General features: G+C 31.3%; 32 protein-coding genes. 13 read left to right on the top strand and 19 right to left on the bottom strand.

From position 1 onward, the window contains the following. Positions 1-63 precede the first annotated feature (63 nt). The 7 genes from ACNRYB_RS20435 to ACNRYB_RS20405 all read left to right on the top strand — a co-directional run bounded on the left by ACNRYB_RS20435 (position 64) and on the right by ACNRYB_RS20405 (position 2,774). A complete protein-coding gene (locus ACNRYB_RS20435; protein ID WP_473728528.1) occupies positions 64-447 on the top strand; it encodes a hypothetical protein in 384 nt (127 codons plus the stop codon). A 4-nt stretch (positions 448-451) separates the two neighbouring features. Continuing rightward, a complete protein-coding gene (locus tag ACNRYB_RS20430; protein ID WP_473728527.1) occupies positions 452-733 on the top strand; it encodes a hypothetical protein in 282 nt (93 codons plus the stop codon). 2 nt (positions 734-735) lie between these two features. After that, on the top strand, positions 736-1,050 hold the full coding sequence (locus tag ACNRYB_RS20425) for a hypothetical protein (protein ID WP_473728526.1): 315 nt from the start codon (positions 736-738) through the stop codon (positions 1,048-1,050). Next, entirely contained in the window at positions 1,047-1,607 is a 561-nt protein-coding gene (locus ACNRYB_RS20420; RefSeq protein WP_473728525.1) for a hypothetical protein, read from the top strand. Before ACNRYB_RS20425 ends, ACNRYB_RS20420 begins: the two co-directional genes overlap by 4 nt. A gap of 66 nt (positions 1,608-1,673) precedes the next feature. Continuing rightward, complete coding sequence (locus ACNRYB_RS20415; RefSeq protein ID WP_473728524.1) at positions 1,674-1,796, top strand: hypothetical protein; 123 nt, start codon at positions 1,674-1,676, stop codon at positions 1,794-1,796. 242 nt (positions 1,797-2,038) lie between these two features. After that, entirely contained in the window at positions 2,039-2,494 is a 456-nt protein-coding gene (locus tag ACNRYB_RS20410) for a TRM11 family methyltransferase (RefSeq protein ID WP_473728523.1), read from the top strand. Positions 2,495-2,540: 46 nt separating this feature from the next. Continuing rightward, positions 2,541-2,774, top strand: a complete 234-nt coding sequence (locus ACNRYB_RS20405; protein ID WP_473728522.1) for a helix-turn-helix domain-containing protein — start codon at positions 2,541-2,543, stop codon at positions 2,772-2,774. 55 nt (positions 2,775-2,829) lie between these two features. On the opposite strand, the gene ACNRYB_RS20400 is transcribed toward ACNRYB_RS20405, so the two are convergent. From ACNRYB_RS20400 to ACNRYB_RS20390, 3 genes are read right to left on the bottom strand one after another with little or no spacing between them, the layout of a single operon-like run. Next, positions 2,830-3,231: a hypothetical protein gene (locus tag ACNRYB_RS20400; RefSeq protein ID WP_473728521.1), complete on the bottom strand. Its 402-nt coding sequence runs from the start codon at positions 3,229-3,231 to the stop codon at positions 2,830-2,832. Between the two features lie 35 nt (positions 3,232-3,266). Next, positions 3,267-3,728, bottom strand: a complete 462-nt coding sequence (locus ACNRYB_RS20395; RefSeq protein ID WP_473728520.1) for a hypothetical protein — start codon at positions 3,726-3,728, stop codon at positions 3,267-3,269. Further along, positions 3,712-5,124: a tyrosine-type recombinase/integrase gene (locus tag ACNRYB_RS20390; protein WP_473728519.1), complete on the bottom strand. Its 1,413-nt coding sequence runs from the start codon at positions 5,122-5,124 to the stop codon at positions 3,712-3,714. Before ACNRYB_RS20390 ends, ACNRYB_RS20395 begins: the two co-directional genes overlap by 17 nt. Positions 5,125-5,321: 197 nt before the next feature. Here ACNRYB_RS20390 and ACNRYB_RS20385 point away from each other — a divergent pair, with 197 nt between their 5' ends. Continuing rightward, complete coding sequence (locus ACNRYB_RS20385; RefSeq protein WP_473728518.1) at positions 5,322-5,834, top strand: AAA family ATPase; 513 nt, start codon at positions 5,322-5,324, stop codon at positions 5,832-5,834. An 87-nt stretch (positions 5,835-5,921) separates the two neighbouring features. Here ACNRYB_RS20385 and ACNRYB_RS20380 read toward each other — a convergent pair whose 3' ends face one another. Both ACNRYB_RS20380 and ACNRYB_RS20375 read right to left on the bottom strand, forming a co-directional pair. After that, the gene (locus ACNRYB_RS20380; RefSeq protein ID WP_202003876.1) at positions 5,922-6,434 is read right to left on the bottom strand and encodes a PRC-barrel domain-containing protein; all 513 of its coding nucleotides are present in this window, start codon (positions 6,432-6,434) and stop codon (positions 5,922-5,924) included. Between the two features lie 6 nt (positions 6,435-6,440). Next, the gene (locus ACNRYB_RS20375) at positions 6,441-6,611 is read right to left on the bottom strand and encodes a hypothetical protein (RefSeq protein WP_202003879.1); all 171 of its coding nucleotides are present in this window, start codon (positions 6,609-6,611) and stop codon (positions 6,441-6,443) included. A 278-nt stretch (positions 6,612-6,889) separates the two neighbouring features. On the opposite strand from ACNRYB_RS20375, the gene ACNRYB_RS20370 reads away from it, so the two are divergent. Next, complete coding sequence (locus ACNRYB_RS20370) at positions 6,890-7,414, top strand: STM3941 family protein (RefSeq protein ID WP_473728517.1); 525 nt, start codon at positions 6,890-6,892, stop codon at positions 7,412-7,414. A gap of 26 nt (positions 7,415-7,440) precedes the next feature. Here ACNRYB_RS20370 and ACNRYB_RS20365 read toward each other — a convergent pair whose 3' ends face one another. Then, the gene (locus ACNRYB_RS20365) at positions 7,441-7,884 is read right to left on the bottom strand and encodes a GNAT family N-acetyltransferase (RefSeq protein WP_473728516.1); all 444 of its coding nucleotides are present in this window, start codon (positions 7,882-7,884) and stop codon (positions 7,441-7,443) included. A gap of 210 nt (positions 7,885-8,094) precedes the next feature. Here ACNRYB_RS20365 and ACNRYB_RS20360 point away from each other — a divergent pair, with 210 nt between their 5' ends. After that, positions 8,095-10,371: a polyprenyl synthetase family protein gene (locus tag ACNRYB_RS20360; protein WP_473728515.1), complete on the top strand. Its 2,277-nt coding sequence runs from the start codon at positions 8,095-8,097 to the stop codon at positions 10,369-10,371. Here the strand turns inward: ACNRYB_RS20360 and ACNRYB_RS20355 are convergent, their stop codons facing one another. The 4 genes from ACNRYB_RS20355 to ACNRYB_RS20340 form a co-directional block, all read right to left on the bottom strand. Beyond that, on the bottom strand, positions 10,372-11,145 hold the full coding sequence (locus ACNRYB_RS20355; RefSeq protein ID WP_473728514.1) for a ThuA domain-containing protein: 774 nt from the start codon (positions 11,143-11,145) through the stop codon (positions 10,372-10,374). A 27-nt stretch (positions 11,146-11,172) separates the two neighbouring features. Continuing rightward, entirely contained in the window at positions 11,173-12,942 is a 1,770-nt protein-coding gene (locus ACNRYB_RS20350) for a glycoside hydrolase family 9 protein (RefSeq protein ID WP_473728513.1), read from the bottom strand. Between the two features lie 185 nt (positions 12,943-13,127). After that, entirely contained in the window at positions 13,128-13,331 is a 204-nt protein-coding gene (locus tag ACNRYB_RS20345) for a hypothetical protein (RefSeq protein WP_473728512.1), read from the bottom strand. Positions 13,332-13,369: 38 nt separating this feature from the next. After that, complete coding sequence (locus ACNRYB_RS20340) at positions 13,370-13,645, bottom strand: hypothetical protein (protein ID WP_473728511.1); 276 nt, start codon at positions 13,643-13,645, stop codon at positions 13,370-13,372. Positions 13,646-13,770: 125 nt separating this feature from the next. Between ACNRYB_RS20340 and ACNRYB_RS20335 the strand changes: the two genes are divergently transcribed. Both ACNRYB_RS20335 and ACNRYB_RS20330 read left to right on the top strand, forming a co-directional pair. Continuing rightward, on the top strand, positions 13,771-14,091 hold the full coding sequence (locus ACNRYB_RS20335; protein ID WP_473728510.1) for a helix-turn-helix domain-containing protein: 321 nt from the start codon (positions 13,771-13,773) through the stop codon (positions 14,089-14,091). 173 nt (positions 14,092-14,264) lie between these two features. Next, complete coding sequence (locus ACNRYB_RS20330; RefSeq protein ID WP_129745703.1) at positions 14,265-15,368, top strand: fatty acid desaturase family protein; 1,104 nt, start codon at positions 14,265-14,267, stop codon at positions 15,366-15,368. A gap of 57 nt (positions 15,369-15,425) precedes the next feature. On the opposite strand, the gene ACNRYB_RS20325 is transcribed toward ACNRYB_RS20330, so the two are convergent. Continuing rightward, positions 15,426-15,947 (bottom strand): hypothetical protein, encoded by a 522-nt coding sequence (locus ACNRYB_RS20325; RefSeq protein ID WP_473728509.1) that lies wholly within the window; start codon positions 15,945-15,947, stop codon positions 15,426-15,428. A gap of 204 nt (positions 15,948-16,151) precedes the next feature. On the opposite strand from ACNRYB_RS20325, the gene ACNRYB_RS20320 reads away from it, so the two are divergent. After that, positions 16,152-16,799 (top strand): M15 family metallopeptidase, encoded by a 648-nt coding sequence (locus tag ACNRYB_RS20320; RefSeq protein ID WP_473728508.1) that lies wholly within the window; start codon positions 16,152-16,154, stop codon positions 16,797-16,799. Here ACNRYB_RS20320 and ACNRYB_RS20315 read toward each other — a convergent pair whose 3' ends face one another. The 8 genes from ACNRYB_RS20315 to ACNRYB_RS20280 all read right to left on the bottom strand — a co-directional run bounded on the left by ACNRYB_RS20315 (position 16,800) and on the right by ACNRYB_RS20280 (position 23,977). Then, on the bottom strand, positions 16,800-17,366 hold the full coding sequence (locus ACNRYB_RS20315; protein WP_129745706.1) for a hypothetical protein: 567 nt from the start codon (positions 17,364-17,366) through the stop codon (positions 16,800-16,802). 4 nt (positions 17,367-17,370) lie between these two features. Then, positions 17,371-18,552 carry a class I SAM-dependent methyltransferase gene (locus tag ACNRYB_RS20310; protein ID WP_473728507.1) on the bottom strand — a complete coding sequence of 394 codons (1,182 nt, stop codon included), beginning with the start codon at positions 18,550-18,552 and terminating at the stop codon, positions 17,371-17,373. 2 nt (positions 18,553-18,554) lie between these two features. After that, positions 18,555-19,646 (bottom strand): AI-2E family transporter, encoded by a 1,092-nt coding sequence (locus ACNRYB_RS20305; RefSeq protein ID WP_473728506.1) that lies wholly within the window; start codon positions 19,644-19,646, stop codon positions 18,555-18,557. 105 nt (positions 19,647-19,751) lie between these two features. Next, positions 19,752-20,717 (bottom strand): zinc metalloprotease, encoded by a 966-nt coding sequence (locus ACNRYB_RS20300; protein WP_343707126.1) that lies wholly within the window; start codon positions 20,715-20,717, stop codon positions 19,752-19,754. Positions 20,718-21,029: 312 nt separating this feature from the next. Then, complete coding sequence (locus ACNRYB_RS20295; protein ID WP_473728505.1) at positions 21,030-21,923, bottom strand: hypothetical protein; 894 nt, start codon at positions 21,921-21,923, stop codon at positions 21,030-21,032. A gap of 88 nt (positions 21,924-22,011) precedes the next feature. Then, complete coding sequence (locus ACNRYB_RS20290; protein ID WP_129745711.1) at positions 22,012-22,509, bottom strand: TrmH family RNA methyltransferase; 498 nt, start codon at positions 22,507-22,509, stop codon at positions 22,012-22,014. Between the two features lie 10 nt (positions 22,510-22,519). Then, positions 22,520-23,158, bottom strand: a complete 639-nt coding sequence (locus tag ACNRYB_RS20285) for a DUF4159 domain-containing protein (RefSeq protein WP_473728504.1) — start codon at positions 23,156-23,158, stop codon at positions 22,520-22,522. A gap of 114 nt (positions 23,159-23,272) precedes the next feature. After that, a complete protein-coding gene (locus tag ACNRYB_RS20280; protein WP_473728503.1) occupies positions 23,273-23,977 on the bottom strand; it encodes a 16S rRNA (uracil(1498)-N(3))-methyltransferase in 705 nt (234 codons plus the stop codon). Between the last annotated feature and the right edge of the window lies 1 nt (position 23,978).

The raw sequence follows: 23,978 nt of genomic DNA, 5'->3' as shown, positions 1-23,978 counted from the left end.
AATATCTGAAAAGAAAACAGAAACTGTAAAAAACATTATTAATCCTAATCAATTAGAATTATTATGACTAAAGAGGAAAAAATAAAAGAAGAATGGAATAAAGTAGAGCTTGAAGAAAATCTCAATGAAGATGGATGGTCAAGATTTCCTGTAAAAAGAATAGGTTTTAATGATAAATTGTTAGAAGAAAAAGAATCTTTAAGTTATTTTTTCTATAGACCAAAATCTCTTGCTGGAATAGAAGACAACAATGGATGGATCAAGATTAAAAGCAAAGAAGATTTTCCAACTGAAACTATAAATTGTTTTATTAATATTCAAGATGAAATTTTTACAGGATCCTACAATATAGATTTCAGTTGTTTTTGTTTTAATGGATTAATATTAAAAGACCATCTGATTTCTCATTATCAACCTATAACTAAACCTCAACCACCTTTATACTAAAATCATGAAAAATAAAAGAATTGAAATTAAAACATCGGATGATTTAAATGATATTTTATCTGATATGCTAAGTGATTTCCTAAAAAATATCACAGATTACGAGCAATACACAAATCCTGCAGATAGAGATAGTTTGTTTGAATATGAAGAGGGAATTGAGTTTTATTACACCAGTAAAGGTTCTGCGCTTGTCGAAAGATGGCATCTTCGAATGAAAAAGATTTATGAAAAGTATTTCGATGATGATAATTTCAATCCCCAATCTACATATTACAAAACTTGGTAATCATGTCTGAGGAAGAGGAAGCAATAAAAGAGCTAATGTCAATGTCTCAGGAAGAACTTGATTTAGTTTCTTATGATACGGTAAAATTAATTTGTCAGGCGAAAGGCTGTAAGCGACACACTAAGATTCGCGATTACGGTCTTTCGCCTGTTTACTATTTAAGGCGATATTCTTTAAAATGGTGGGATATTACGAAGATTTTCTTTCTGTGTCCAACCCATTATAAGTTTTACTACAGGCTTTTAAAATCATTTGATGCAAAACATGTGATAGATAAAATAATAGATTTAGATAAATACCCAATAGAAAAATTATGAAACTAAAATCAATGACCGAGTTCGTTTTTATGCTTAGAAACAGAACTACATCTGAATTATGCAAAGACTTTCCTAGAGCTTTTACGTTGCCTGTTTACAATGGCAATCAAGATGATATGGTAAAAGCAATGCTTGCTATTGATGCTATACAATGGAAACTGACAGGCGAATATGCTAAATTTCTAATCAAAAAACTAGAATTATGGATGTTTGTTCCTTGTAAGCTTATAAATAGCCAATGGATTGTTTTGGAAGAGCCTGAAAAGCATGAAGAACATCTAAGAAATAGCCATTATAATGGTGAATGGTGGCAAAAATATATTGACTATAAAAAAGAGTACCAAGAAGCAAAAGAGCGTATTTTATTTGAAGGTTTTGAATTGGTTGAAATGTCACGTAACTTTAATATAATAGCCAACACGGAAAAAGATTTTCAAGTTTTTGCTTCTAAGTTTAAAGAGAAATTTTACAAGTGCAAAGAATTTACAACTGTAGAAAATTTAATTAAATGTGATTTAGTTTTAACACCAACCGCACAAAAACTTATCGGATTATGAAATACACAAAAGCAGTATCCTGTGATTGGTGTGGAGAAATTCAATTATCTATGTCAAAAAAAAAACATGAAATCATTCATTAAAAATATCGGTTGGTTTCAACAAATAAACGGAAACGGAACAACAAATGAGTTCTGCTCAAAAGAATGTGTAAAATATCACAAAGAAGAATTGAAAAACAAAAAATGAAATGCTATTACACGATCGATCCTAAAACGTTGAAAAAAATTTTCATTCCAATGTGTCTAGGTTCGATTCATCGGGATGATAATAAAAACTGTTGTTGTCCTGACCCGCTTACAGAGCATCAATTTCAAAAAGAAAGGTATAACAAGGTTTTAGCTGAAAAGAATCAAACAATCGAAGCAATGCAAGCCGAGATTAATCATTTGAATAAAATAATTGTAAAACTTAAATCAAAAAATTAAAACATGAACTTAGAAGAAATCTTAAAAGGAAAAAATATATTAGATGCTTGTTGTGGTTCAAGAATGTTTTGGTTCGATAAAGAAAATCCAAATGTATTATTTGCCGATATCCGAAATGAAGAACATATTTTATGTGATGGCCGTGAACTAAAAATCAATCCAGACATAATTTGTGACTTTAGAAATATGCCATTTAAAGACAATACTTTTAAAATGGTTGTCTTTGATCCTCCGCATTTAAACAAACTTGGAAATGATACTTGGATGGCTAAAAAATATGGTGTTTTATTTTCTTCTTGGCAATCTGATTTAAAAGAAGGATTTTCAGAATGCATGAGAGTTTTAGAGCCTAATGGGACATTGATTTTTAAATGGAATGAAGCACAAATAAAACTAAGTCAAGTATTAGCAAATTTTAATCAAAAACCACTATTTGGACACGTAACAGGCAAACACTGAAAAACTATTTGGGTTGCTTTTATGAAACCCTCTAATTAAAAATATTATGTCTACCAATATAGAGAAACCAACCGAAATGCAGAAGTTTGCAAAATTTGTAAAAGACAAAAGAGAAGCTTTAGGGCTTTCGCAACCAGATTTGTCCGAAATCTTAACTGGAAATCGCCGAGACAAATACATTTCAGATATTGAAAGCGGATTCCGAAAAGGAATAACTCTTGATAAAATGGAGCAGATTTTAAAAGCATTAAATACCGAATTAAAGTACAATGAGCTTTAATCTAATTCCCAAAGGGAGGGAAGATATACTACAGCTAAATAAAAAGCCGATAATCTTATTGATCATCGGCTTTTTTTGTTTCTAATAAATCGATTAATTTACCAAGCTTAAAATCAATTGATTTTAAAGTCAGAAAAACTTCTTCATCGTAAATTGGTTTTTCCATTTTTGCAACATCCGGAAAAAGCACGTTTAGTTGATTTTTAGCTAACTTTCTGTCAAGAAGCACAGGCTCTTGTCCTTTTGTTAGGAATAGATAGTTTACTTGTGGAAATTTAGAAGTTATTCTATTTATCATGTCCTGGCTAATTGAGTTTTGCTTTTTCAGAATATTATGAATTGTGCCATGACTTTTATATCCTAACTCTGTAGAAAAAGCAAGGCCAGAATATCTTAATGCTTCCAATACTTTTGACATGATCTTATCGTCACTCAATTTTTTATGATTATCACTCATTTTATTTTCGTTTTATTTAATTCCCAGTTTAATTATTATTTTACAAGTCCAGTCTGAATCATTATTTTCTTAAGTTCAGATTTATTTTTTACTTTTCCATGAAATAATGTGCTTTGTTCGATCCTTTCATTGGCAACATTTTGATCAAAATATATCCAAACATTTCCATTTACCAACAGAATTTCATATTTTCTACTGTTATAAATTCCATGAAAAAAATTATCTCCATCATAAATCCATCCTAAACTTTCAATATCTTCTTTGTCCAATTCTTTAATACGACAAAATTTACCGTCAATATTTCCTTCTAATGACATTTCATTGTGACATTCCATTAAATCTTCTAATTCAGATATTTTAAAATCTAACCACAATGAAGCTTTTCCATTTCTAGGATGAGATATTACATAAATTTGAAATTCAAATCCAACATGAAATTCTTCGATTGACGGTGTGTAATATTTTGCTTCCATTTGATTATTAATTTGCTTCCGCATATTTACTAGCCCAGACTTTTTTAAGTGTCTCAGCGTGCTCTCTATTCGTTTTCTTGATATATTTTAGCATCATTTCTTCGGTCTTCCAACCACATATTGACATTAACGTATTATTCGGTACTGTATCATATACATTTGTTGCAAAACTTCTTCGGCATATATGGCTTGTTACAAGTTCATGTTTGGGGTATAAAGCTACAACTTTTCGTTTTACTTTCGTTTTTTCATCAACTTTATCAACGCCTCCCATCATAACCTGATTAAATTTAAGTATCTCAGCTATAGTTTTAATATGGTCATTAAATTTTTGGTCTGATATTTTATTTGGCAAAGATCCATTTCTTTTTTTTAAAATTTCGCTAATCATCCAATGGATTGGGATGCTTACAGAGGTCTTCGTTTTTTTAGTTTTTATCTCAATAAAACCTTCTTTGAAATTATTCAAATTTAACCTTGACAAGAAATCTGAAACTCTTAAGCCAGTCCATAAACCAATAATTAAATTGTCTCTTACATTATCCAAGGTTGGGTTATTTGAGAAATCGTGTTCGTAGATTTTCTTAATTTCCATTTCATCAAAATAAGGCTCTTGATAATCCTCAGTTTCTTTCTTAATGAATACACGATTTGTGTATGATTGATCAATTTTAATATTTTCAGCTTCTGCTCGCTTACAGAAAAACTTGAACCGTAAAATCATTCTTTTTGCAGTAGCAAAAGCATATTTTTCTGAAGAAAGAAATTCGGAAAAAGAATCAATCAAAACTTCGTTTATATCCTTAAATTTTAATTTATTTTTTCCTTCAAATTTTTTGATTTGAACTAATGCTGCTTCATAATGTCCAATGTTTCTGCTGTCCATGTATTTTTCTGGACTTATTTTGAATTTAGGAGCTTTTTCTTTTAACCACCAACTGCAAAAATCAGTAAAATAAACTTTATGTAATTCAGCTGTTTTTTTTAATTCGCCTGATGGACGATTATAGAATTTAGCAATGGTTTTTTCAAGCCAAGCTCTATTTAATATTTCACCATTTGAAAAATCAAAATTTGCAGCATCAAAAATCGAAAGTTTCAACTCAATTAACTTTTTGTTTAATTCGTCGCGATTTGGAACTGCAATAACATTTCGGATTTTTTGATTTTCCTTATCCCAATGTTTGGGATCAATAAACATTTTTATTCTGGCTTCGATATCAATTTCTCTACCGCGAATAAAACGAGCACTAATTTCCGATGGATTTTTTTTACCAGAAACCTGATATTTTAATGTAGCCATTTTTTTTCGTTTGATTTTTAACAATATATTTTCCCACGATATATTGCCTTTATTAATAAGCTTTTTGTTGTGTTTTGGCCCGACAATTGCCCGACAAATATGTTTAAATGCAAACATATTACACTGCAAATATAAAAAATATTTACATTAAAAATGTAAAATATATTGGTTTTTGTTAGTTTGCGTGTAAAATTAGTGCAAGTTTGTGATCCTTCTGCGATCACTTTATAGGATGATCATTTTTGATCATCCTTTTTTGTTTTGCATCTATTTTGTTTATTTTTAGTTGTTTATGATTAAAAAATATTAATGGTATGAGAATAGCAATACTTGGAGCTCATAAGGTTGGTAAAACGACATTGGCAGAAAAACTGCATGAAACTCTTTCTGATTATGAGTTTTATTCAGAACCGTATTTTGAATTGCAGGAAAAGGGTTTTGATTTTTCTGAAATGCCTACTGCAGATGATTATATGATCCAGTTAAAACATTCTTTAAAGCAAATTGTAAGAAGTAACAGAAACGCTATTTTTGACCGCTGTCCAATTGATCTTTTAGCATATGCTTTAGCGGTTGATGATAAAATAAATTTTTCGTCAATATTTAATAAAATCCAAAACACAATTAAAGAAATTGACGTTTTTGTATTTGTTCCTATTGAAAAGCCAGATCGAATTTTGTGCTCAGCCTCTGATTTGCCTGAACTAAGGTATGAAGTAAATGATATTATCAGAGAATTAATTGATGATTTTGATTTGGAAGTGATTGAAGTAAAAGGGAATTTATCTGAAAGATTAAATCAAATTCAAAATAAAATAGAGCATTAAAGAGATAAAATAAATAAAGACCAAAACATTCTTGAACGCTTGGTCTTTATTCGTTTGTAAGATTTATTATTAATACAATTACATTTATTAATAATTGTCAAATTCTCTTCGTTTGTAAAAAGTATCGTCATTACTTTCAGAAGCAAGGCGCGATTCTTCAGTAGGATAATAAGAATTCAACACTCTTCTTTCGTACTCCCTATCAAAATCATTTTGCCAGTTATATCTGCTTGTTTTTCTAAATGTATCATACCCGATGTTGTTGGCCATGACAATTTTAGTATCTTTATTTATACTCACAGAACCGATTGGTATAATAATGTGGCTGTCTCCATCTTTATAGATAAATTCCTTTCCATTTTCATTCGCAATTGCATCATGTACTTCATTACGACTGTCTTCAATTAATCCTTTGTCCAAATTAACATCAAGATAAACAACACGTTGCATGTCTTTATTGACCCAAAGATTATCAATTTTTCCTATTGTGCGGTTGTCTGCATCTACAATTTTCCAACCTCTTACATCAGAATAGTTTGAAGCAACTTTATAATCAGAAAGCTCGTCTAATCTGTATAAATTTCTATCTTTATTTTCCATAGTTTCTTAATAATTTGCTGTGCTGTCTACACTAGAATTGTTTTCGATTTCCATTCTGTTTTCGTTTTGCACTTGATCATCTCTCAAAAAGACATAGTATACAAGTGCAGAGATTAATAGGACTGCTACAATCCATGGCCAAATTGGCTTCTTTTTCTCAATTTTAATTTCTGCCATAACCTATATTTTTATTGTGAATATTTAATTTTATAATAAAGGTACAAATGAGGAAAGCCTTGGGAAGTATTTAATTTTAGATAGAATTTATACAATTCCCAGCTGACTGAAACAAGATTTTTGCAGACTTAATTGTCTGGAATATGTTTATTTGATCTTGTGATGATTTTAAAAATGCCCAATGTTTACGGGTATTTCTTGCTTTCTTAAAATATTTTGCACTAAATTGCTTCTTCATTTTTGATTCTAATAACAAATAAAATTTTTTACTACGCCCCATGAATGAAGAAATAATTTTTTACCGAAACGCCAAGAAAACAAGAAGTCTGCTTTTATATGCTAGTGCATTAAGTCTTTTATTGGCGATTGCATTTTTATACGGAATAGGAGCCTTTGATGGAGTATTTAAAATTAAACTATCTATTGCTACTGGTGCTATTCTTTTGATAATGCTTGTTTTGATATTTAAAATGCTTGCCAGTATAAAAGACAAATCTCCTTTAATTCAAATAGATGCAAATGGTTTTTCTGGAAGGACAACTCCAGTGGCTAAAGCTTTTGGAAGAATTGAATGGCAAGATGTTACCGATGTGCAATTGCATAAAGTAGGAGGAGATACTTTGGTAGCCATAACTATTGACAATATATCTAAGTATGATGGCCGTGTTTCTAAATTTCTTTGGAAAATGGCTTATGACGAGCAAAATTCGAAATTGAATATAATGTACTCGGCTTCAGAAATTGAAATTAATGCAGATGAATTGTATAAGCTGTTTTTAAAATACTGGAAAAAACAAAAATAGTCTGTTATAAAATTTAAAGAGCCACTTTAGTTAAGTGGCTCTTTTGTTAGTTCTAAATGCAAAATCGGATAGGGTTTTCCACAGCCGTCTAAATCAGAGGTAGATTTTACCTCAAATCCAAAATGCTTGTAAAAAGCTGTGGCAGTTAGATTATCTTTATTTACATCAACTTTCGAGATTTTAAGCTCTTCAATGGCATACAATAATAGTTGTTTACCAATTCCTTTTCCTATTTGGTCTGCCGTTACAAACAGCATTTCTAAGTTTTCTTCATGAGTTCCAACAAAACCAATAATCTGTTGTTGGTCATTTTTTATGCAGTGCAAAGAAACATTGTCAAAAAAGTTTGGAATAAGTTCTTTGTAAAATATAAAATCTTCAGGTTTTAAGAAGTCGTGTGTCGCTTTTACAGACGATTCCCAAACTGAAATTAATTCCGGATACTCTGTTTTATTTACTTTTTGAATCACAGTCTTGATTGTTTAATTTTTTTGATGACTGGCAAAAATAGCAATTATGTGTAATATTTAAATAATGGGCTTATTTTCTAAATGGTTCAAGCATTTATGCAGTTTAAATATGTTATTTGAATGTTAAGTATTTGTTTTTTAGGTATATATGTTTCTTTTTTCTTTAATTTTATTCTTAAGAAAATAACTACAACTAATATCTCTGAAGCTATGAAAGAAGAACTATCTACTCAAGAAACGAATTTTAAAGTTATTTTAGAAAATTATCCTTCAACCTGGCCTAAAGAGGGATTTATTGATTTAAATATACACGACTTACCGCATTATGGTTCTGTTATAGAATGGTGGTATCTTAATTGTCATGTTGTTTCAAAAGAAGGTAAAAAGCTTTCGTTATTTGCTTCTTTTTTTAGATTGACTCTCGGAAAAGATGAGTACGGAGATTACAAGCATACGCATTCAATGATATGGTCATTGTCAGATTTGACAGATGGGAAATATTATTCAAACTCTCTTCTTGATAAGGAAACTCCAACCGAAATTTTGAAAATTATTAAAAGAAATGAAGGAAAAAATGTTGGAAATAAATTAGTTCGTCGCGCCTTAAAAGAGGTATATGAAAAAGGGAATTTGCCGCTTCCAGACAAACTTTTAAAAGAACCGGCTAAAGTGGGAATAAAAGATCTTTTACTTGAATATGATGGAAACTCTTTTAAAAAAGATGATCAGAATAATTATCATTTAAAACTTGAGAATTTATCTGATGGGATTACGTGCAATATTGAATTTATTCCTTTAACAAAACCAATAAGACACGGAAAGGACGGATTGGTTAGAGGTATCAGAAAAGAAGATATGTTTTATTATTTTATTCCGAAATGCATTGCCAGAGGGGAAATTAAAATAGGGGATGAGATTTATGAAATGGAAGGAAGCGGTTGGTACGATCATGAGTTTAGTGGTTCGGCAGAAGAAACATCGGCAATAGAATTTAAACACGATGTAGCCTGGAATTGGGCTGCATTGCAAATGGATAATGATTGTCAAATATCGGCTTATAATCTTTTTGATAATACAGACAATGGGAAACCTTTGGGAGGAACTGTAATTGTCATTGACAAAGATGGAAACGAAAACAGTATAGAAGATTTTAGTTTTGTTACTGAAGAATACTGGACAAGTAGTGGAACTTTTGTATCCTACCCAATTTCATGGAAGTTTGAAATTCCAGAAATGAATATTTATCTTTCTATAACAGCTAATTTTCCTGAACAAGAATTTATTACCATTCTTTCTCCGCCCGCATTGTGGGAGGGATCTGTAAGCGTTACAGGAAATTTTATGGGAACTCAAGTTTCGGGATGCGGATACATAGAGAGAAATGGGTTTAATACCAATGATAATATTGAAAATTTTTTAAAGGGTATTGGAAAAGCTACTCAAAAGTCGGTAGAATCCCTGTTGCCTTTAAATCCCACTGACGATCAATTCTACAGATTAGTTGATAGTCCTTTGGGGATTGATTTTTTTACATCTGAAGATAAAGAGCAATATATTTCGTCTGTAATTAAGCCTATTCGTGAAGTGGTAGATCGTAGTAAAAAAGCTTGGCGTTCTTATGTTTTCCTAGCCTGTATGGATGCCGTTGGCGGAAATTCTCAACCATTTATAGATTGGCTTGCCATGCCAGAACTTATCCATACAGGATCATTGATTGTAGATGATGTACAGGATCGGTCTGATACAAGAAGAGGAGGAACTGCTCTTCATCATTTATATGGAGAAGCGCTTGCTATTAATGCGGGGAATGTATGTTATTTTATTGGAGAATTGTTTACATACAGTCCAAAGCTTGCAGATCAAACCCGTTTAAAAGTATATGAAATGTATTTTGAAATGATGCGTGTTGCCCATGCAGGACAAGCAATGGATATAAGTGGTCTTCATTCGTTCATGCCTGAGGTCGTGAATAGTGGGGATAGTTCTGTGCTTGAAAAAAGAATTTATACAATTCATCGCTTAAAAACCGCTGCTCCTGCTTGTACATTAGCTAAAATGGGAGCTATCATAGGAGGAGGAAACGAAGAAGAAATAGATGCATTGGGTAATTTTTTTGAAGCGATTGGGATTGCTTATCAAATAATGGATGATGTGCTTAATTTGGAAGGCTATGAAAACAATTTGAAAGATAAAGGAGAGGATATTACAGCAGGAAAAATAACTATGCCAGTTGCAAAATCAATGCGCTTATTGCCTCTAGATAAAAGGAAATATATTTGGAAGACTATTCAAACCTTGCCTAAAGATCATGAGATAATAAAATCAGTAATCGTTTTGCTGGAAGATTGTGGCGCGATTCATGAATGTCGCAAAGAGGCCGAAGAGCTTATGGAAGGAGCTTGGAAAGAAGTAGACAAAATTATAGCTGATTCTTTTTTTAAAATTAAATTACGAACATTTGGCTGGTATGCATTGAAAATAGAATAATTATTTTTTGCATGCTGCCCAGAAAATGGAATTTCGAAGTAGGGTAGTGTATGCTTCATTTTCAAATAATTCTGGTGCGTGTCCCATAAAAATATAAACGTTTCGTGAAGAAAATTTATCGTTTGTCCACACTACAGGATGGTCTCCCATTTTTATTTTTGAATCTGGCTGATAGGTAGATTCATCAACTGAAGCCAAAACATGAACATTTTGTCTAGGGCTTTTATCATAAGTGTACCATTCTTCTTTTTGAATAAGGAAATCAGACGGAATTCCTTTAGTGACAGGATGAGATTTATCTTCGATATTTACTTTTCCGCTTGCAAAATCTGGAATGTAATTTACAAATCTGATTCCGCCCATAAAATCAGAAAACCATTTCCACATTGGATATCCATCAAACTCTCCAAGCAAAGTAGCATGATGCAAACCAACCCATCCGCCTTTTCCACTTTTCATATATTTCTCAAACGCATGCATTGATTCTTCGTTCCAAGTATACGGAGGATAATCTAGTTGTATAAAAACCTGATATTGTTTTAAAAGTGCTTCATTGATTGTTTTGGTGCTTTCAATATAATCAATGGTAAAGCTGCTGTCAATGGCGAGTTTGTTCAGCCAAGGTTTTGCGGCTTTGGTAAACGGAAGATGATGTCCGCCATTTTCATATAAAACTAAAGCTTTAAAACGTGATTTTTTTTGTTTTTGAGCCAGACAGTCCTGGAGCAAGAAACAATTTAAAATAAGTAAAATGAATACTATTGAATTTTTCATGAAGGAAAATTTGTTAAGACGAATTAATTATGGCTCAACCATTGCGGTTATAGCTTGTAAAAACCACGCAGAATGCGGAATCCATTGTTCGGTCCAGCGCCATTCATTCCCTTTGTCTTCCATTTTAAAATCGATTCCAGAACCGTCACCGTTTCCATCTTTTCCTGTAATTCCGTTAGAAATACCGCCTATTTCCGATCCATGACCGTAATTAGAATGCATATAAGGAACATTGTTCTCTCCAAATTTGTACAAAAAGCACATAGAATACGGATTGCATCCTAAAATCCAAGATAGTTGCTGTGACGCATACAAATCGAGCGATTTTTTTGTGCTGTTATTTTTTTGCAGTGAAATACCTTTTCCGCCTTCTATTGCTGCAGTTGCCAACGAAGCTAGTCTGGCATTTTCGCCCTGCCACCACCAGCCAGTTTCATTATCATGCGGAATAAAAAATCCGTCTTGAATTTTATCATTCAATAAAAAACTTTGTCTTGCATAACCAAACGGATTAGCGACATTGTTTGTAACAGCTAAATTGTATTCTAAAGCTTTTTTTATCACATTTTCTGCCGCAGTTCTTTCTTTGCTCTCAGACTCTTTTTTTAGATATCTAGTTAATGCCACAACAGGTAAACCTGCATCGGCTGCATGCCAAAACGGACGATTTCCGTCATTGCTTCTAAACCAGCCTTTATCCGTCATTCGGTTTTCAAGTTTATGAGCCCATTTTCTGGCTTCATCCTTATAAAAATTTTCATCGGTAGCGATCCATAATTCTGTTGCCGCCATCAAAGCACAATAATCATCTATGATGTTTTCTTTTCCGTCGTCATCATATTTTGTGTTATTGATTAAAAGATGTGCATAAGCTCGTTTTGCTCCATCCAAATATTGTTTTGAAGTAAAATCTCCGCTTTTATTCCATTTTGAAATTCTAGCAAGTGAAGCTATTGCCATTCCTGCGCCTTCGCGAAAAGCAGATTGATATTCGTCAGTAGTAATACTATTGGCTTTTAATCCGACAATTCTTCTTGCGGCTGGGTTTTTGTCAAAATAACTGAAAACAATCATATAAAAATAATCTTCATCAGAAAGACAGCGCATCATATAATCGGCTCCCCAAAGAGCTTCATTATCTAAAGAATCTTTTATTTTCCATTGTACGAGTTTTTTTGAAATGGTTTCAGACGTATTTATAAGAGACCAAGTTACCAAAGGCGTCTGCTGTGGCGATACAAAATTAGCGTAGGCTAAATGCGAAAAATATTTGCTCACATCTCCAGATGCATCACACCATCCGCCGTGAACGTCTACTTTTTTATTACTTCCAAACAACAACATGTTTTTGTCGGCTTCAAGTTCTTCGGGTGTGTTGGCTCTTTGTTTATTGTAATAATGTACTATCGAAGAAATAGTGCGTTTCGCCAATATATCTTCTTCAATAGAAAAATGGGCGGAAGTATAAATTTGACCGTCAATTTTGAGCTTTACTTTATAATTTCCTGGTTTTTGAAAAGACGAAAAATCGGCTTTATAATAAAAATTGCCCAATTTCCAGTCTTCAACACTTTCTGCCTTTCCAATTTTAGAAGTGAAAACTGTCTTTTCAGAATCAGCATCTATAATGTCAAAAGTTGAATTCAAAAAATTGCTGTCATATTCAATAATTGCAATTTTTGGACTTTTTGGATCAAAACCTACTTGGTTTACATGTATGATAGTTTTGCTATAAGCCGAAATAGAAAGGAACAAAACTATTAGAATGCATCTTAATTGTTTTCTAAGTTTTAGCATGGTTTTTTGTTTTTTTGCTTGTAGAAAAGGCAAATTACAAAAAAGAGCCATTTTTTCTAAGTTAAAAGGTCATGCACTAAAAACTGACATTTAGAATGGAAACAAGTTTTATGAGGGTTTGTGCTAAAATTTAAAAACCAATGATGTGTATTTGATGTGATTTTTGAGAGCAGTTTTGGATTATTTTAATGCACTATCCTTTTCACTTTTTCCATCTGATTAAAACATTTACAGTGTATTTCTAAGCCTTCTTTATATTGTTCAAGGCTCATTCCGTATAAACGAGGAATATATTCTAGATCCATTTTATTTACAGATGAGATTTCAAATTGGTTTTGAATGGTATCTGGTTGGTTGTTTTCGTTTTTATTGGTATTTTGGTTTGTCATAGAATTAAACTTTGGTTAAAAATGGCCAAATAATATAATTAAGATTGAGAGATAAGGAGTTTTATTTTCTCTATTGCCTGTTTGTTGTCATGTGCAACCTCTACTAATGCTAGTAAAATATCGTTTCGCAGTATAGTTTTGTTCCTAACATTTCTAATTAAGGCTTTACTGGGAGCCGGTTGTCCTTTTTTTACGATACATGCAATAGTAAGATCAACATAGGTTACAGGTAAATGCTTATCTATAAATTCATAAGCTTTTATATTGTGAGAATTATCTTCTTTAAAATTGCTATTATTGATTAATTTTGACATATATTTGCTAATAATTATTTGTATGTATTTTATTACGGGTAAATGTAAGAATAATATTATATTATTTATTCTTTTTAATGTTAAAAAATATATTATATCTATATTTTGTTTGAATTTTAATGATGATGTATCACGAGAAACTAAGCAAATTCTTTAAGGATAAAGGATTAAAGCAAAAGGAAGTTGGGGCAATTTTAGGATTTAGCCCAGCAATGATTGGAAGGTATTTACATGGAACGGCTAGTATTGGTTCTGAATTTATTATTAGCTTAAGTAAAAATTTTCCAGATGTGGATTTGAATGATCTTTTTGCCGATGAGCAAAATAAGGTTAATGAAGTTGGCCCAGTATATGAGAAGCAGAATATCTTGAATGACTTGCAAGAAATTGAAGGACGCATTCATAATATTCGCTTGCGACTGGCAAACACAAAGTTTGAGGAATAATAAATTTTTTTCCAAAAAAAAATCTAACAATTTTAAATGTCACAGCATTAATTTAAACCGCTCTTTTTGAGTGGTTTTTTTGTTTAAAATACTACTTTTTTATTTGAATCTACGCTTACAGTTTAAGTTTTTTTTTTACTAAATTTGATTAACAATTTCTAGCAGTAACCAATATGGAAAAATTAAAACGACCGGTTTATGTTAAACCAGGAGCAGATGATTTTTTTAAAAAGATGCGTTTAGAAGTGAATGAAACGGTCTTAAAAAACTCGTCTTTGTATGTATTAAATGTTGTGAAGTCTTTAGGGCTTCTGGCAGTATTTTTTTTGTTCTACGCCTGTATTTTAATTTTTGGCAACCAGACGCCTTTATTATTTCTTTTTTATATTCTGTGTGGTGTTACAATGATCGTTTTATTTATAAATGCATTTCATGATGCTGCACATGGAGCTTTGTTCAAAAAACCAAAGCATAATGAATGGTTTTTGTATGTTTTAGAACTTTTTGGAAGCAATCATTGGCTTTGGATGCGGCGTCATATAAGTCTGCATCATGCTTATCCAAACGTGCCAGATTGGGATGTAGATATCAAGCAGAGTGATATTATCAGAATATTTCCAAATAGCCCGCTCTTTAATTATCATAAATATCAGCACATTTACATGTGGTTTATTTATCCTCTTTATAGCCTAAACTGGCTTTATATTAGAGATTTTAAAGATTTCTTTGGCACAAAAGATAATTACGTAAAGAAAGTTGTAGATAAAATACCAAGACAGGAAGTTTACAGACTGTTTGCCGCTAAGATTATCAATCTTATTTATTTGCTTTTTATCCCGATGATGTTGTTAAGCCAGCCTTGGTATATGGTTCTTTTTGCGTGGCTGTCAATGCATTTATGCGGTAGTGCACTTGGGGTAGTGGCATTGGTTTCTACGCACGTTGATGAAGATGCTCATTTTCCGCATACCGATGAAGATGGAAATCTTTCAGATACTTGGGTAATGCACCAAATGATTGTGACTAAAGATTTCAGTACAGAAAGCAAACTGGCTAATTTTCTTTATGGTGGCTTTACGCACCATGTAGCGCATCATCTTTTTCCTGCTGTTGGACATACATACTATCCTTATATTACGCCAATTATAAGACGATATGCAGAAGAATATAATCTTCCATATACTTCATATCCATTTTATCATGCTGTTCGATCTCATTTTAGAATGCTAAAAGACAAAGGTGTAAAAGAGAATATTTTAGTTACGGGAGAAATATAACTCTTAGAATATTTAATAAAAAAGCGGTTCTTAAAACCGCTTTTTTTTATGCTTGCATTATTTTTTATTTTGGATATTCTCCTTTTTAATATTTAAATCTTTTAAGAAGTTGCCTTTTATTTCAATGTCAAAATTGTCTTCTTTAAAAACCGTCAGTTTTGACTCAGAGAATTTGTAAACATTGATTTTATTGTTTTTAACGTCAATGTACAAATCATAAGAATAAGTGCTGCAGTCATGCTGTTTACAGCCCCAAGCATGTAGTATGTTATCTTGTTTTTCAAAAGGAGTTTCGGTGTTCCAATTTTTAACCATTTGATCATAATCCGTTCCTAATAATTTTTTTAATCTCGGAGCTAAACTGCTTTTCGTTAAAAACTGTATTCCAACAACACTTTTATCTACTAAATTATATAAAGAATCGTTCGGGTTTAAAGTAGTGCTGTCTGTCTTTAAAGCCTCAGTTTTTATAGAGGTGGAATCTGTCGTAGGAACTTCTTTTATGATTTCTTTTTTGCATGAAAACAAGATTAAAATGCTTACAATAGCTGTTGAAATGTATTTGGTTCTATAATTCATAATAACTGATTTTAGAATTAATAATTTAATTTGCAAGGTTGTAATGATCTAATTTTCATAAAGATATTAAAAATAATGTTTGTTTTGAAAGTAATTTATGACGGATTTTGAATTGAAAAAATAAACTTCAAAATTTAAGATATTATCATAAGAACCCATTTTTAAGATTTTTTGTTTAACTTCAATTTTTAAAATTGTCTTACAATGAATCATACTTTCAAAATTTTAATCTTTTTTCTTTTAGGAATTAGCTTTTTACAAGCCCAGAATGAAACTTACACTTCTCCAGCAGAAGTTAAAATTTCTGATACTACATTTGTAAATCTGAGGGACTACAGCAACGATTTTGTTTATGATATGAAATATGCAACTGAAGACAATTTCTTGAAAACAAAAGTGTACGACTGTGCTGAATGTATGCTTCGTTTAAAAACAGTAAAAGCATTAATTGCCGCTAATAATGATTTTATGAAGAAAGGTTATAAAATCAAATTATATGATTGTTACAGACCTTTAGATATACAAAAAAAAATGTGGGAGATTGTATCCAATCCTATTTATGTTGCGGATCCAAAAAAAGGCTCCATCCATAATAGAGGAGGAGCCGTAGATATTTCTTTGGTTGATATAACTGGAAAAGAAGTGGATATGGGAACTTCTTTTGATTTTTTTGGAATTATGGCGAGTCACAATTTTAAACAGCTTTCAAAAGAAATTCTTTCTAATAGAGCTTATTTAAAAAAGACCATGATTAAAAATGGTTTTAACTCTTTTGATTCTGAGTGGTGGCATTATAATTTAAAAACAGGTTTAAAAGATAATGTTTCCAACCAGAAATGGAAATGCGATTAATTATTCAACGCACCTAATATTTTCCATAAAATAGACATTCGGATTTGTTACCTTTCCAGTTAATTCAGATTTAAGTTCGCGTTTTACAATATAATCTTCAGTATTGGTAAGGTATTTAATTCGCATTATAGAAATTGGAGATTTTTTCAGTTCCTCATAATTATCTTTCATAAACATAAAAATCCCAGTATTGATACGGTTATCAAACCCTTTTTCATCACGAACAAGTGTACCACAATTTTCTTGATCGATATGCATTAAGGTGACAATCTTTCCATTCTCCAATTGTAAAAATATTTTTGAGTTTTTGTCAAAACAGTTTGCTTTAATGAAATCTTTGCTTTTTTGGATGGATTGAAGGTTTAGAGTTGGTAAACCATCAGTTTGAGCCAAAGAGAAGAAGATATAATTGAAGCTTCCGCCAAAATATTTCTCACTCATCAAATATTCATTTGTTATTTTATAAGATCCGATAGAATCATTTACATTTACACTATATTCACAAGGTTTTTGGGCAAATGCGGTAATCGTTAATAAGAAAAGAGTTAATGTAATTAATTGTTTCATTGCGTTAGATTATTTTGGTGCAAATTAAAACTATTTTGTTATCTTTTACATCTGTCGTAAAAAAACAATACAAATTTCCTCCATTTTTTATTTTCCATTTCTTTCGGATGTTTTCTACGGTCTCAGGAAAATTGCGTGTGGTAATATTAGCTTGCTTATTGGCTAATTCATTTTTCATCTCATTTTTATTGTATGAAATGACTTTTTGAACCTCAAATTTTCTTCCCGGAAAATCAATTAAATTTTCTGAAGTATATAAATGCGAATGCTTATGCAGTTTATTAATCTGAAAAGTCGCGCTAACTTCGTCAAAACCTCCAGATTTCATGATGGAGGCATTGGGTTCGTAAAGATAGTGCTGAGGTAAACCGTAAGAAAACGATATTGTTTCGCGGCCTAAAACAAATTCAAAAGTTTCTATTTTTTCTTTTAAAATGTTAGCGGTTTTTAAAGTTATTTCACCAGAATAACCTTTGTGAATTTCAAAAAGCAGTTCTTTAACTTCGTTTTCTAGAGCGATAATGTGAATGTTCTTTACATTTTTTAATTCTGATAATCCTGCTGAAATATCTAATAAAGGAGCAGTTTTAATTAAAATGGAATCTGATTTTTCAAAATAGAAATCAAGCAATTCAGGAACATTTGGAAGACAGTCTTTTAGCATAAAAACTTTGCCTTTGCTGTCATTTCTTCGCGAAGGATCAATATAAATCCAATCGTATTTTTGTTTTGTTTCTTCTAAGAAATGGATAGAATCACCAGTATTAAAAGTACAATTTTCAACTTTTAATTGTTTAAAATTATGAGATACAATTGCAGATAATTCTTCGTTAATTTCGCAATGTGTTATCGATTTAAATTGCTTCGAAAAATAATAATCGTCAACGCCAAAACCGCCAGTTAAATCAATGAGAGATTCTCCAGAAATTAAAGAAGGTTTGTAAGCAGCTGTTTTTTCTGAAGAGGTTTGTTCTACAGAAATTTTACTTGGGTAAATGATATTTTCGGCACCAAACCAAGTCGGAAGTTTTTCCTTTGCTTTTGTTCGGGCTTCAATTTGATTTAAAATTAAAATCCAGTCCACTTCTGGAAATGGATTTTTCTGCAGCGCCAATTTTGTTATATCTGCACCAGTATTTTGAATTATATATTCTTGAATTTCTGGATGCAAAATAGGATTGTTCAAAACTAAATTCTTTCTGTTAATACGGAGACGATTTTATTGTCAGGGAAAAATTCTTTTAATATTACTTTAATCATTGTAAATGCTGGAATTGCGATTATCATTCCGACAATTCCAAATGTAATACCACTGATTAATATAACTAAGAATATTTCTAACGGATGCGAATTTACGCTTTTTGACGAAATTATTGGCTGGCTAATATTGTTGTCAATTGCCTGTACCAATAAAAAGCCTATAACAACATAAATAGTTTTTGGTAAAATTTCAGATTGAAAATCTTGTCCAATCATACTGATCATAGTTAAAATTGCAGCCAGAGTTGTTCCAATAATTGGTCCTAAGTAAGGAATTATGTTTAGAATTGCACATAAAAAGGCAATTACAAAAGCATTTTTATTTCCGAAGATTAGCAATACGACAAGATAAAGAATAAATACGACAATTAATTGTAGCAAGAGACCAATAAAATATCGGGTTAATAAGTGATTAATTTTTGTGATTGAATTCAAAATTTTATCTTCATTCGAATCAGGAAGGATTCTTCTTGCCTGATCTTTAAAAATTTCCTGATCTTTTATGAAAAAGAAAGTGATGAAAAAAACCGATACCAATCCCATTCCCATATCAGCCATAAAATTGATAATCGAATTTATAAAACCAGTGAAGTAGCTGAAATCTAAGAATGATGTAAGCTTAGAATCTTTTATAATTTTATTTAAATCAACATGCTGGATATTAAAGTATTCTTCAAGATGGGTTTCTGTTTCCATAAATTTAGTTTGGAGATGTGCCGTGTCAAGAAGTGCCAAATTATTTGCTTGAGAAATAATTAAAGGAACAAACAATAATATGAAACCCACAATTAAAAAAATGAAAAAGATAATTGTAGTTGTGGCCGCCAAAGAATTGCTGAATTTTAATTTGTTTTTTAAAAACAAGACCATCGGATTTGCAATTAAACACAATATTAGCGAAATGCACAAGTAGACAATTACTGTTTGGATTTCATATAAAAAATATAAAACGATGCCAATTATTAATATGGTTGCTAAAGCTCTTAATATTCCGTTTGAAATAGTTTTTGATGTGATCATGCTTAAAATTTAGACTATAAATATAGGAAAAAGCATTCTAAAATTTAGTGATAAACAAAAAAAGGCGAGATGATTTCATCTCGCCTTTAATTAAGTTTTTTTTTATTATGGTTGTGCAAAAGAAGCTCTAGCGCCTCCAGTTGTAAAAATAGCAGCAATTCTATTTTTCTGACCTGTTGAGAACATATACATAGCAGCATCATCCACATAATCCATGTAGTTCATTGTCATCTCTACTGGCGTACCTGAACAAGTACTGTAGTGAGGGTAAGCAGGAACACCGTAGTTTGCTGTGTTATGAGTTGGAGTATCAGCAACAAGGTCGCTTCCGCAAGTTGCATCTCCCCAAATGTGGCGTAAGTTCATCCAGTGGCCTACTTCATGTGTAGCTGTTCTTCCTAAGTTAAATGGCGCATTTGCAGAACCAGATAAACCAAAGTATTTAGGATCGATCACTACTCCGTCAGTAGCAGAAGCGCCACCAGGGAATTGTGCATAACCTAAAATTCCGCCACCAATTACGCATGACCACATGTTTAGTTTTGTAGTTGGAGAAGTAGGTGCAATTCCGCCTTGAGCTGTTTTTTTCATAGCGTCATTTGTTCCCCAAGAAGTTTTTGTCGTAGATTTTCTAATAACTTGATCTAAAACAAAAGAGATTCCGATGTTTGCTTTAACACCTGCGAATAATGCTGGCACATTATTGTAATCTGAGTTTAACGCGTTAAAATCTTTGTTTAGCACATCAATCTGTGATTGAATTTGTGCATTTGAAATATTTTCAGCTGTAGTTCTATAAAGAACATTCACTACAACTGGAATTTCAATTTTTCCATTTACCAAACGGCCTGTGAAATTTTTACCTTCGTGTTGCACAGTAAAAGTTTCGATTTCGTTCATTCTAATAGCCAATGTTGGATCAGCTTTCAATTGAGCTTCTAAAACTTCTTGTGTAGCACATCCTCTTCTAGAAGCAACACTTGCATCTGCATTTGCAGAATCAGCCGATTGGTCATTTTGACAAGCAAACAGCATTAATGCTGCAAATGTGGTAATAATAACTTTTTTCATAATAAATTGGGTTTTTTGTTATAAAAATGTTGATTAGTTGAATAATGCGGCAATTTTATAACAAAAAAATGTTATGTAAAAATATTACAAAGAAAATTTTGTCAGAAATTTTACAAACCCTTACAAATACTGATTCTTACAAAAAATGAATAAAAAATATTAATAAGTTTTTTCTTTCTTTGTTGTTTTTTTAATGTAGTTTGTCGTGATTATCTGTAGTTTAACGATAAATTCAGACAATTAAATTGGTGGGAAAATCGAAATAAATCTTTAGAAAAGAATTTTTAGAATGACTTTTCGATTTACAGATATTTAAAATCTACTCTGCCAAAGCAACCATTCCTCTTCTTTCCAAAACATTTGAGGTTTAGAAAATTGGACTAAAATCGGTTCTAAAAATTTATTTAGATTTTTATATTTTTCAATTAATTCTCCGTTAAACTCAATATTATAAATTTGTTTATCATCATAGGCTTCTTGTAAATCAAATGTTTCAGGAAGATTTATTATGATGTAATCTTCCCCAACTTGATAATTCAGGATATTTTGTTTGTTAGCATCATTTATTGTATTAAATCCGAGTTTATGATATAACTCTTTGCAGAGCGCTTGAATAATGTTAGGACCATCTATCCCATTTTTTAGATTAACTAAAAAAGAACTGTTTCGCCAAGTTGAATGTAAACTATTCAGGATTTTAGAACGTTGTAATTCTTTTACACTTAAAGATGTACTTTTAGGATATAAATAATCATTTACTGCCAAAGAGTATCCAGCACTTACATAGTAATAAGTTAGTGAATAGAAAGAATGGCTTATAAAATGATAAATTTCTTCCCATGAGATGTTTTCTTCAAACTCAAAGTAAATTATATTAGGAGTTTTATTTGGGAATTCTTTCTTAATATTTCGAATTAAAAAATTTACAGAATTTTTTTGTAATTGATTTTTGTTAGAATCGGTAAAAGATAACGTACAAACGTTATCAAAATCATGTTTATCTATTATGCTGTTAAAAAGTTCGTGCCACTTACCATTAATATTTTTTAAATCGTGAGTTAAATATCTATAAGAGGAATAACTAGGATTAACAAAATCTACAAAATCATTTATTAGTTCTTTGATAATATCTTTCTTGGGATCCTGATAAAAATAAAAAACAATGCTTTTTCTTAGACCGTAAAATTTATTATCAATCAACTTCATTTTAAAATGATTAAAAATTAAACAACAAAATTACATAACGTATTTTTGGAGTAAAATATTTATAGTTAAAAATTAAAAAAAAGATTTTTTATAACGAAGTAATCTCATAAAGCGCTATGCTTGCAGCTTGCACAACATTCATACTGCTATTTTTACCAAACATATTGATATGCACAATTTGGTGAGAAATTTTTAGAAGTTCGTCTGATATTCCGTTAATTTCGCTCCCAATTAAAAGTGCAATTTTTTTGTCGAAAGGAATTGTAACTTCTTTTAAAGGTTTGCTGTTTGAAGTAATTTCTAAGGCAATAATTTCAAAATTATTTTCAGTCAAATAGGAGTGAAGATCTGTATAGTCTTCAATGATAGAATGAGGCACATGTAGATGTGTGCTGCGAGAAGTTTTATTGATTTTACGAGGTGTCAGCGGAATATCTTTTCCGAAAAAGATAATATTTTCAACTCCGAAAGCTTCAGAAATTCGGAACAAAGAACCAATATTCTGCTGAAAGTAAATATGATCGCATACCAAAGTAATGGGAAATGTTTTTCTTTCAAATTGATTTTCTTCGTGAGTTAGCTGCACTTTCTAAAATTTAATTGGTAAAAATATAATTGATAATGTTCGCACCCATTTTAAGCGCTTTGTCTCTTACGTTTGCAGGATCGTTGTGCACTTCTGGATCTTCCCAGCCGTCACCCAAATCACATTCGTAAGTGTAAAGTAATACTAGTTTATTTTCTATAAAAATTCCAAAAGCCTGCGGACGCGTTCCGTCATGCTCGTGAATTTTTGGCAATCCGTTTGGAAAAGGAAACGGTTTCTGAAAAATTGGATGATTTGCCGGAATTTCGACTAAATTATTATTTGGAAATATCTTTTTGATTTCTTTTCGAATAAACTGATCCATTCCGTAATTATCATCGATATGCAGAAAACCTCCAGCCGTTAGATAATTTCTCAAATTGGTTACATCACTATCGCTAAAAACAACATTTCCGTGCCCCGTCATGTGCACAAACGGATACGAAAACAAATCTGGATTGCTTGGTTCTACAGTCGAAGGTTTGCTTTTGATACGTGTATTAATATTAGCATTGCAAAAACTGATCAAATTAGGCAAAGAAGTTGGGTTTGCATACCAATCGCCGCCGCCACTGTATTTAAGCAAAGCAATTTCTTGTGAAAAAGAAGAGATTGAAAAAAGTAATAATAAAAAGAATATTTTTTTCATTTGATTTTTTAATTATAAGGCTTTACCGTACTATTTGTCATTTCGACGAAGGAGAAATCTTCACAAGTAGCTCGACAATGATTAGTAGGTTTCAATGATAAAGTTGTCTAGTAACTATTCATTAAAAAAAACAACACTATGACAAGCCACAACAGCAGCTGTTTCTGTTCTCAAGCGGGTGTTTCCTAAAGTTACAGGTTTGTAATTGTTTTCTAATGCCAAAGCAATTTCTTTTTCAGAAAAATCACCTTCTGGACCAATTAAAATCGTAACATCTTCATTTGGTTTTAAAACTTCTTTTAGTGACTTTTTATCTGTTTCTTCACAATGTGCAATTAATTGAAGGCCATTTTGCTGTTGTTTAATGAATTCTTTAAACGAAATAGCTTCATTCAATTTTGGAAGAAACGTTTCGTTGCATTGCTTCATTGCCGATAAAATGATTTTTTCGAAACGATCTCGATTAATGACTTTTCGTTCAGAACGATCACAGAAGATCGGAGTGATTTCCTGAATTCCAATTTCGGTAGCTTTTTCCAAAAACCATTCAAAGCGATCATTCATTTTAGTTGGAGCCACGGCCAAATGCAAGTGAAATTTTGGTTTCTCGGCATTTTTTATCGAAAGAACTTCAACCGTACATTTATTGTCTGAAGCCAATGTAATTTGCGTTTCAAACAATAATCCTGAGCCATTTGTAACGTGCAGAATATCTCCGTCTTTTTTTCTAAGAACTTTTATAATATGACGGCTTTCTTCTTTATCAAAAGAAAAACTTTGAGTTGTCTCGTCTATATTTGGATTAAAAAATAACTGCATG

Source organism: Flavobacterium sp. CR10, assembly GCF_055814415.1.
This window is presented reverse-complemented; position numbering and strand designations above follow the sequence as displayed.

What these genes read in the sequence shown, in the direction of transcription:
- ACNRYB_RS20435 (WP_473728528.1), top strand. Translation starts at nt 64, where the DNA reads ATGACTAAAGAGGAAAAAATAAAAGAAGAATGGAATAAAGTAGAGCTT.
- ACNRYB_RS20430 (WP_473728527.1), top strand. Translation starts at nt 452, where the DNA reads ATGAAAAATAAAAGAATTGAAATTAAAACATCGGATGATTTAAATGAT.
- ACNRYB_RS20425 (WP_473728526.1), top strand. Translation starts at nt 736, where the DNA reads ATGTCTGAGGAAGAGGAAGCAATAAAAGAGCTAATGTCAATGTCTCAG.
- ACNRYB_RS20420 (WP_473728525.1), top strand. Translation starts at nt 1,047, where the DNA reads ATGAAACTAAAATCAATGACCGAGTTCGTTTTTATGCTTAGAAACAGA.
- ACNRYB_RS20415 (WP_473728524.1), top strand. Translation starts at nt 1,674, where the DNA reads ATGAAATCATTCATTAAAAATATCGGTTGGTTTCAACAAATAAACGGA.
- ACNRYB_RS20410 (WP_473728523.1), top strand. Translation starts at nt 2,039, where the DNA reads ATGAACTTAGAAGAAATCTTAAAAGGAAAAAATATATTAGATGCTTGT.
- ACNRYB_RS20405 (WP_473728522.1), top strand. Translation starts at nt 2,541, where the DNA reads ATGTCTACCAATATAGAGAAACCAACCGAAATGCAGAAGTTTGCAAAA.
- ACNRYB_RS20400 (WP_473728521.1), bottom strand. Translation starts at nt 3,231, where the DNA reads ATGAGTGATAATCATAAAAAATTGAGTGACGATAAGATCATGTCAAAA.
- ACNRYB_RS20395 (WP_473728520.1), bottom strand. Translation starts at nt 3,728, where the DNA reads ATGCGGAAGCAAATTAATAATCAAATGGAAGCAAAATATTACACACCG.
- ACNRYB_RS20390 (WP_473728519.1), bottom strand. Translation starts at nt 5,124, where the DNA reads ATGTTTGCATTTAAACATATTTGTCGGGCAATTGTCGGGCCAAAACAC.
- ACNRYB_RS20385 (WP_473728518.1), top strand. Translation starts at nt 5,322, where the DNA reads ATGAGAATAGCAATACTTGGAGCTCATAAGGTTGGTAAAACGACATTG.
- ACNRYB_RS20380 (WP_202003876.1), bottom strand. Translation starts at nt 6,434, where the DNA reads ATGGAAAATAAAGATAGAAATTTATACAGATTAGACGAGCTTTCTGAT.
- ACNRYB_RS20375 (WP_202003879.1), bottom strand. Translation starts at nt 6,611, where the DNA reads ATGGCAGAAATTAAAATTGAGAAAAAGAAGCCAATTTGGCCATGGATT.
- ACNRYB_RS20370 (WP_473728517.1), top strand. Translation starts at nt 6,890, where the DNA reads ATGAATGAAGAAATAATTTTTTACCGAAACGCCAAGAAAACAAGAAGT.
- ACNRYB_RS20360 (WP_473728515.1), top strand. Translation starts at nt 8,095, where the DNA reads ATGAAAGAAGAACTATCTACTCAAGAAACGAATTTTAAAGTTATTTTA.
- ACNRYB_RS20355 (WP_473728514.1), bottom strand. Translation starts at nt 11,145, where the DNA reads ATGAAAAATTCAATAGTATTCATTTTACTTATTTTAAATTGTTTCTTG.
- ACNRYB_RS20350 (WP_473728513.1), bottom strand. Translation starts at nt 12,942, where the DNA reads ATGCTAAAACTTAGAAAACAATTAAGATGCATTCTAATAGTTTTGTTC.
- ACNRYB_RS20345 (WP_473728512.1), bottom strand. Translation starts at nt 13,331, where the DNA reads ATGACAAACCAAAATACCAATAAAAACGAAAACAACCAACCAGATACC.
- ACNRYB_RS20340 (WP_473728511.1), bottom strand. Translation starts at nt 13,645, where the DNA reads ATGTCAAAATTAATCAATAATAGCAATTTTAAAGAAGATAATTCTCAC.
- ACNRYB_RS20335 (WP_473728510.1), top strand. Translation starts at nt 13,771, where the DNA reads ATGTATCACGAGAAACTAAGCAAATTCTTTAAGGATAAAGGATTAAAG.
- ACNRYB_RS20330 (WP_129745703.1), top strand. Translation starts at nt 14,265, where the DNA reads ATGGAAAAATTAAAACGACCGGTTTATGTTAAACCAGGAGCAGATGAT.
- ACNRYB_RS20325 (WP_473728509.1), bottom strand. Translation starts at nt 15,947, where the DNA reads ATGAATTATAGAACCAAATACATTTCAACAGCTATTGTAAGCATTTTA.
- ACNRYB_RS20320 (WP_473728508.1), top strand. Translation starts at nt 16,152, where the DNA reads ATGAATCATACTTTCAAAATTTTAATCTTTTTTCTTTTAGGAATTAGC.
- ACNRYB_RS20315 (WP_129745706.1), bottom strand. Translation starts at nt 17,366, where the DNA reads ATGAAACAATTAATTACATTAACTCTTTTCTTATTAACGATTACCGCA.
- ACNRYB_RS20305 (WP_473728506.1), bottom strand. Translation starts at nt 19,646, where the DNA reads ATGATCACATCAAAAACTATTTCAAACGGAATATTAAGAGCTTTAGCA.
- ACNRYB_RS20300 (WP_343707126.1), bottom strand. Translation starts at nt 20,717, where the DNA reads ATGAAAAAAGTTATTATTACCACATTTGCAGCATTAATGCTGTTTGCT.
- ACNRYB_RS20295 (WP_473728505.1), bottom strand. Translation starts at nt 21,923, where the DNA reads ATGAAGTTGATTGATAATAAATTTTACGGTCTAAGAAAAAGCATTGTT.
- ACNRYB_RS20285 (WP_473728504.1), bottom strand. Translation starts at nt 23,158, where the DNA reads ATGAAAAAAATATTCTTTTTATTATTACTTTTTTCAATCTCTTCTTTT.
- ACNRYB_RS20280 (WP_473728503.1), bottom strand. Translation starts at nt 23,977, where the DNA reads ATGCAGTTATTTTTTAATCCAAATATAGACGAGACAACTCAAAGTTTT.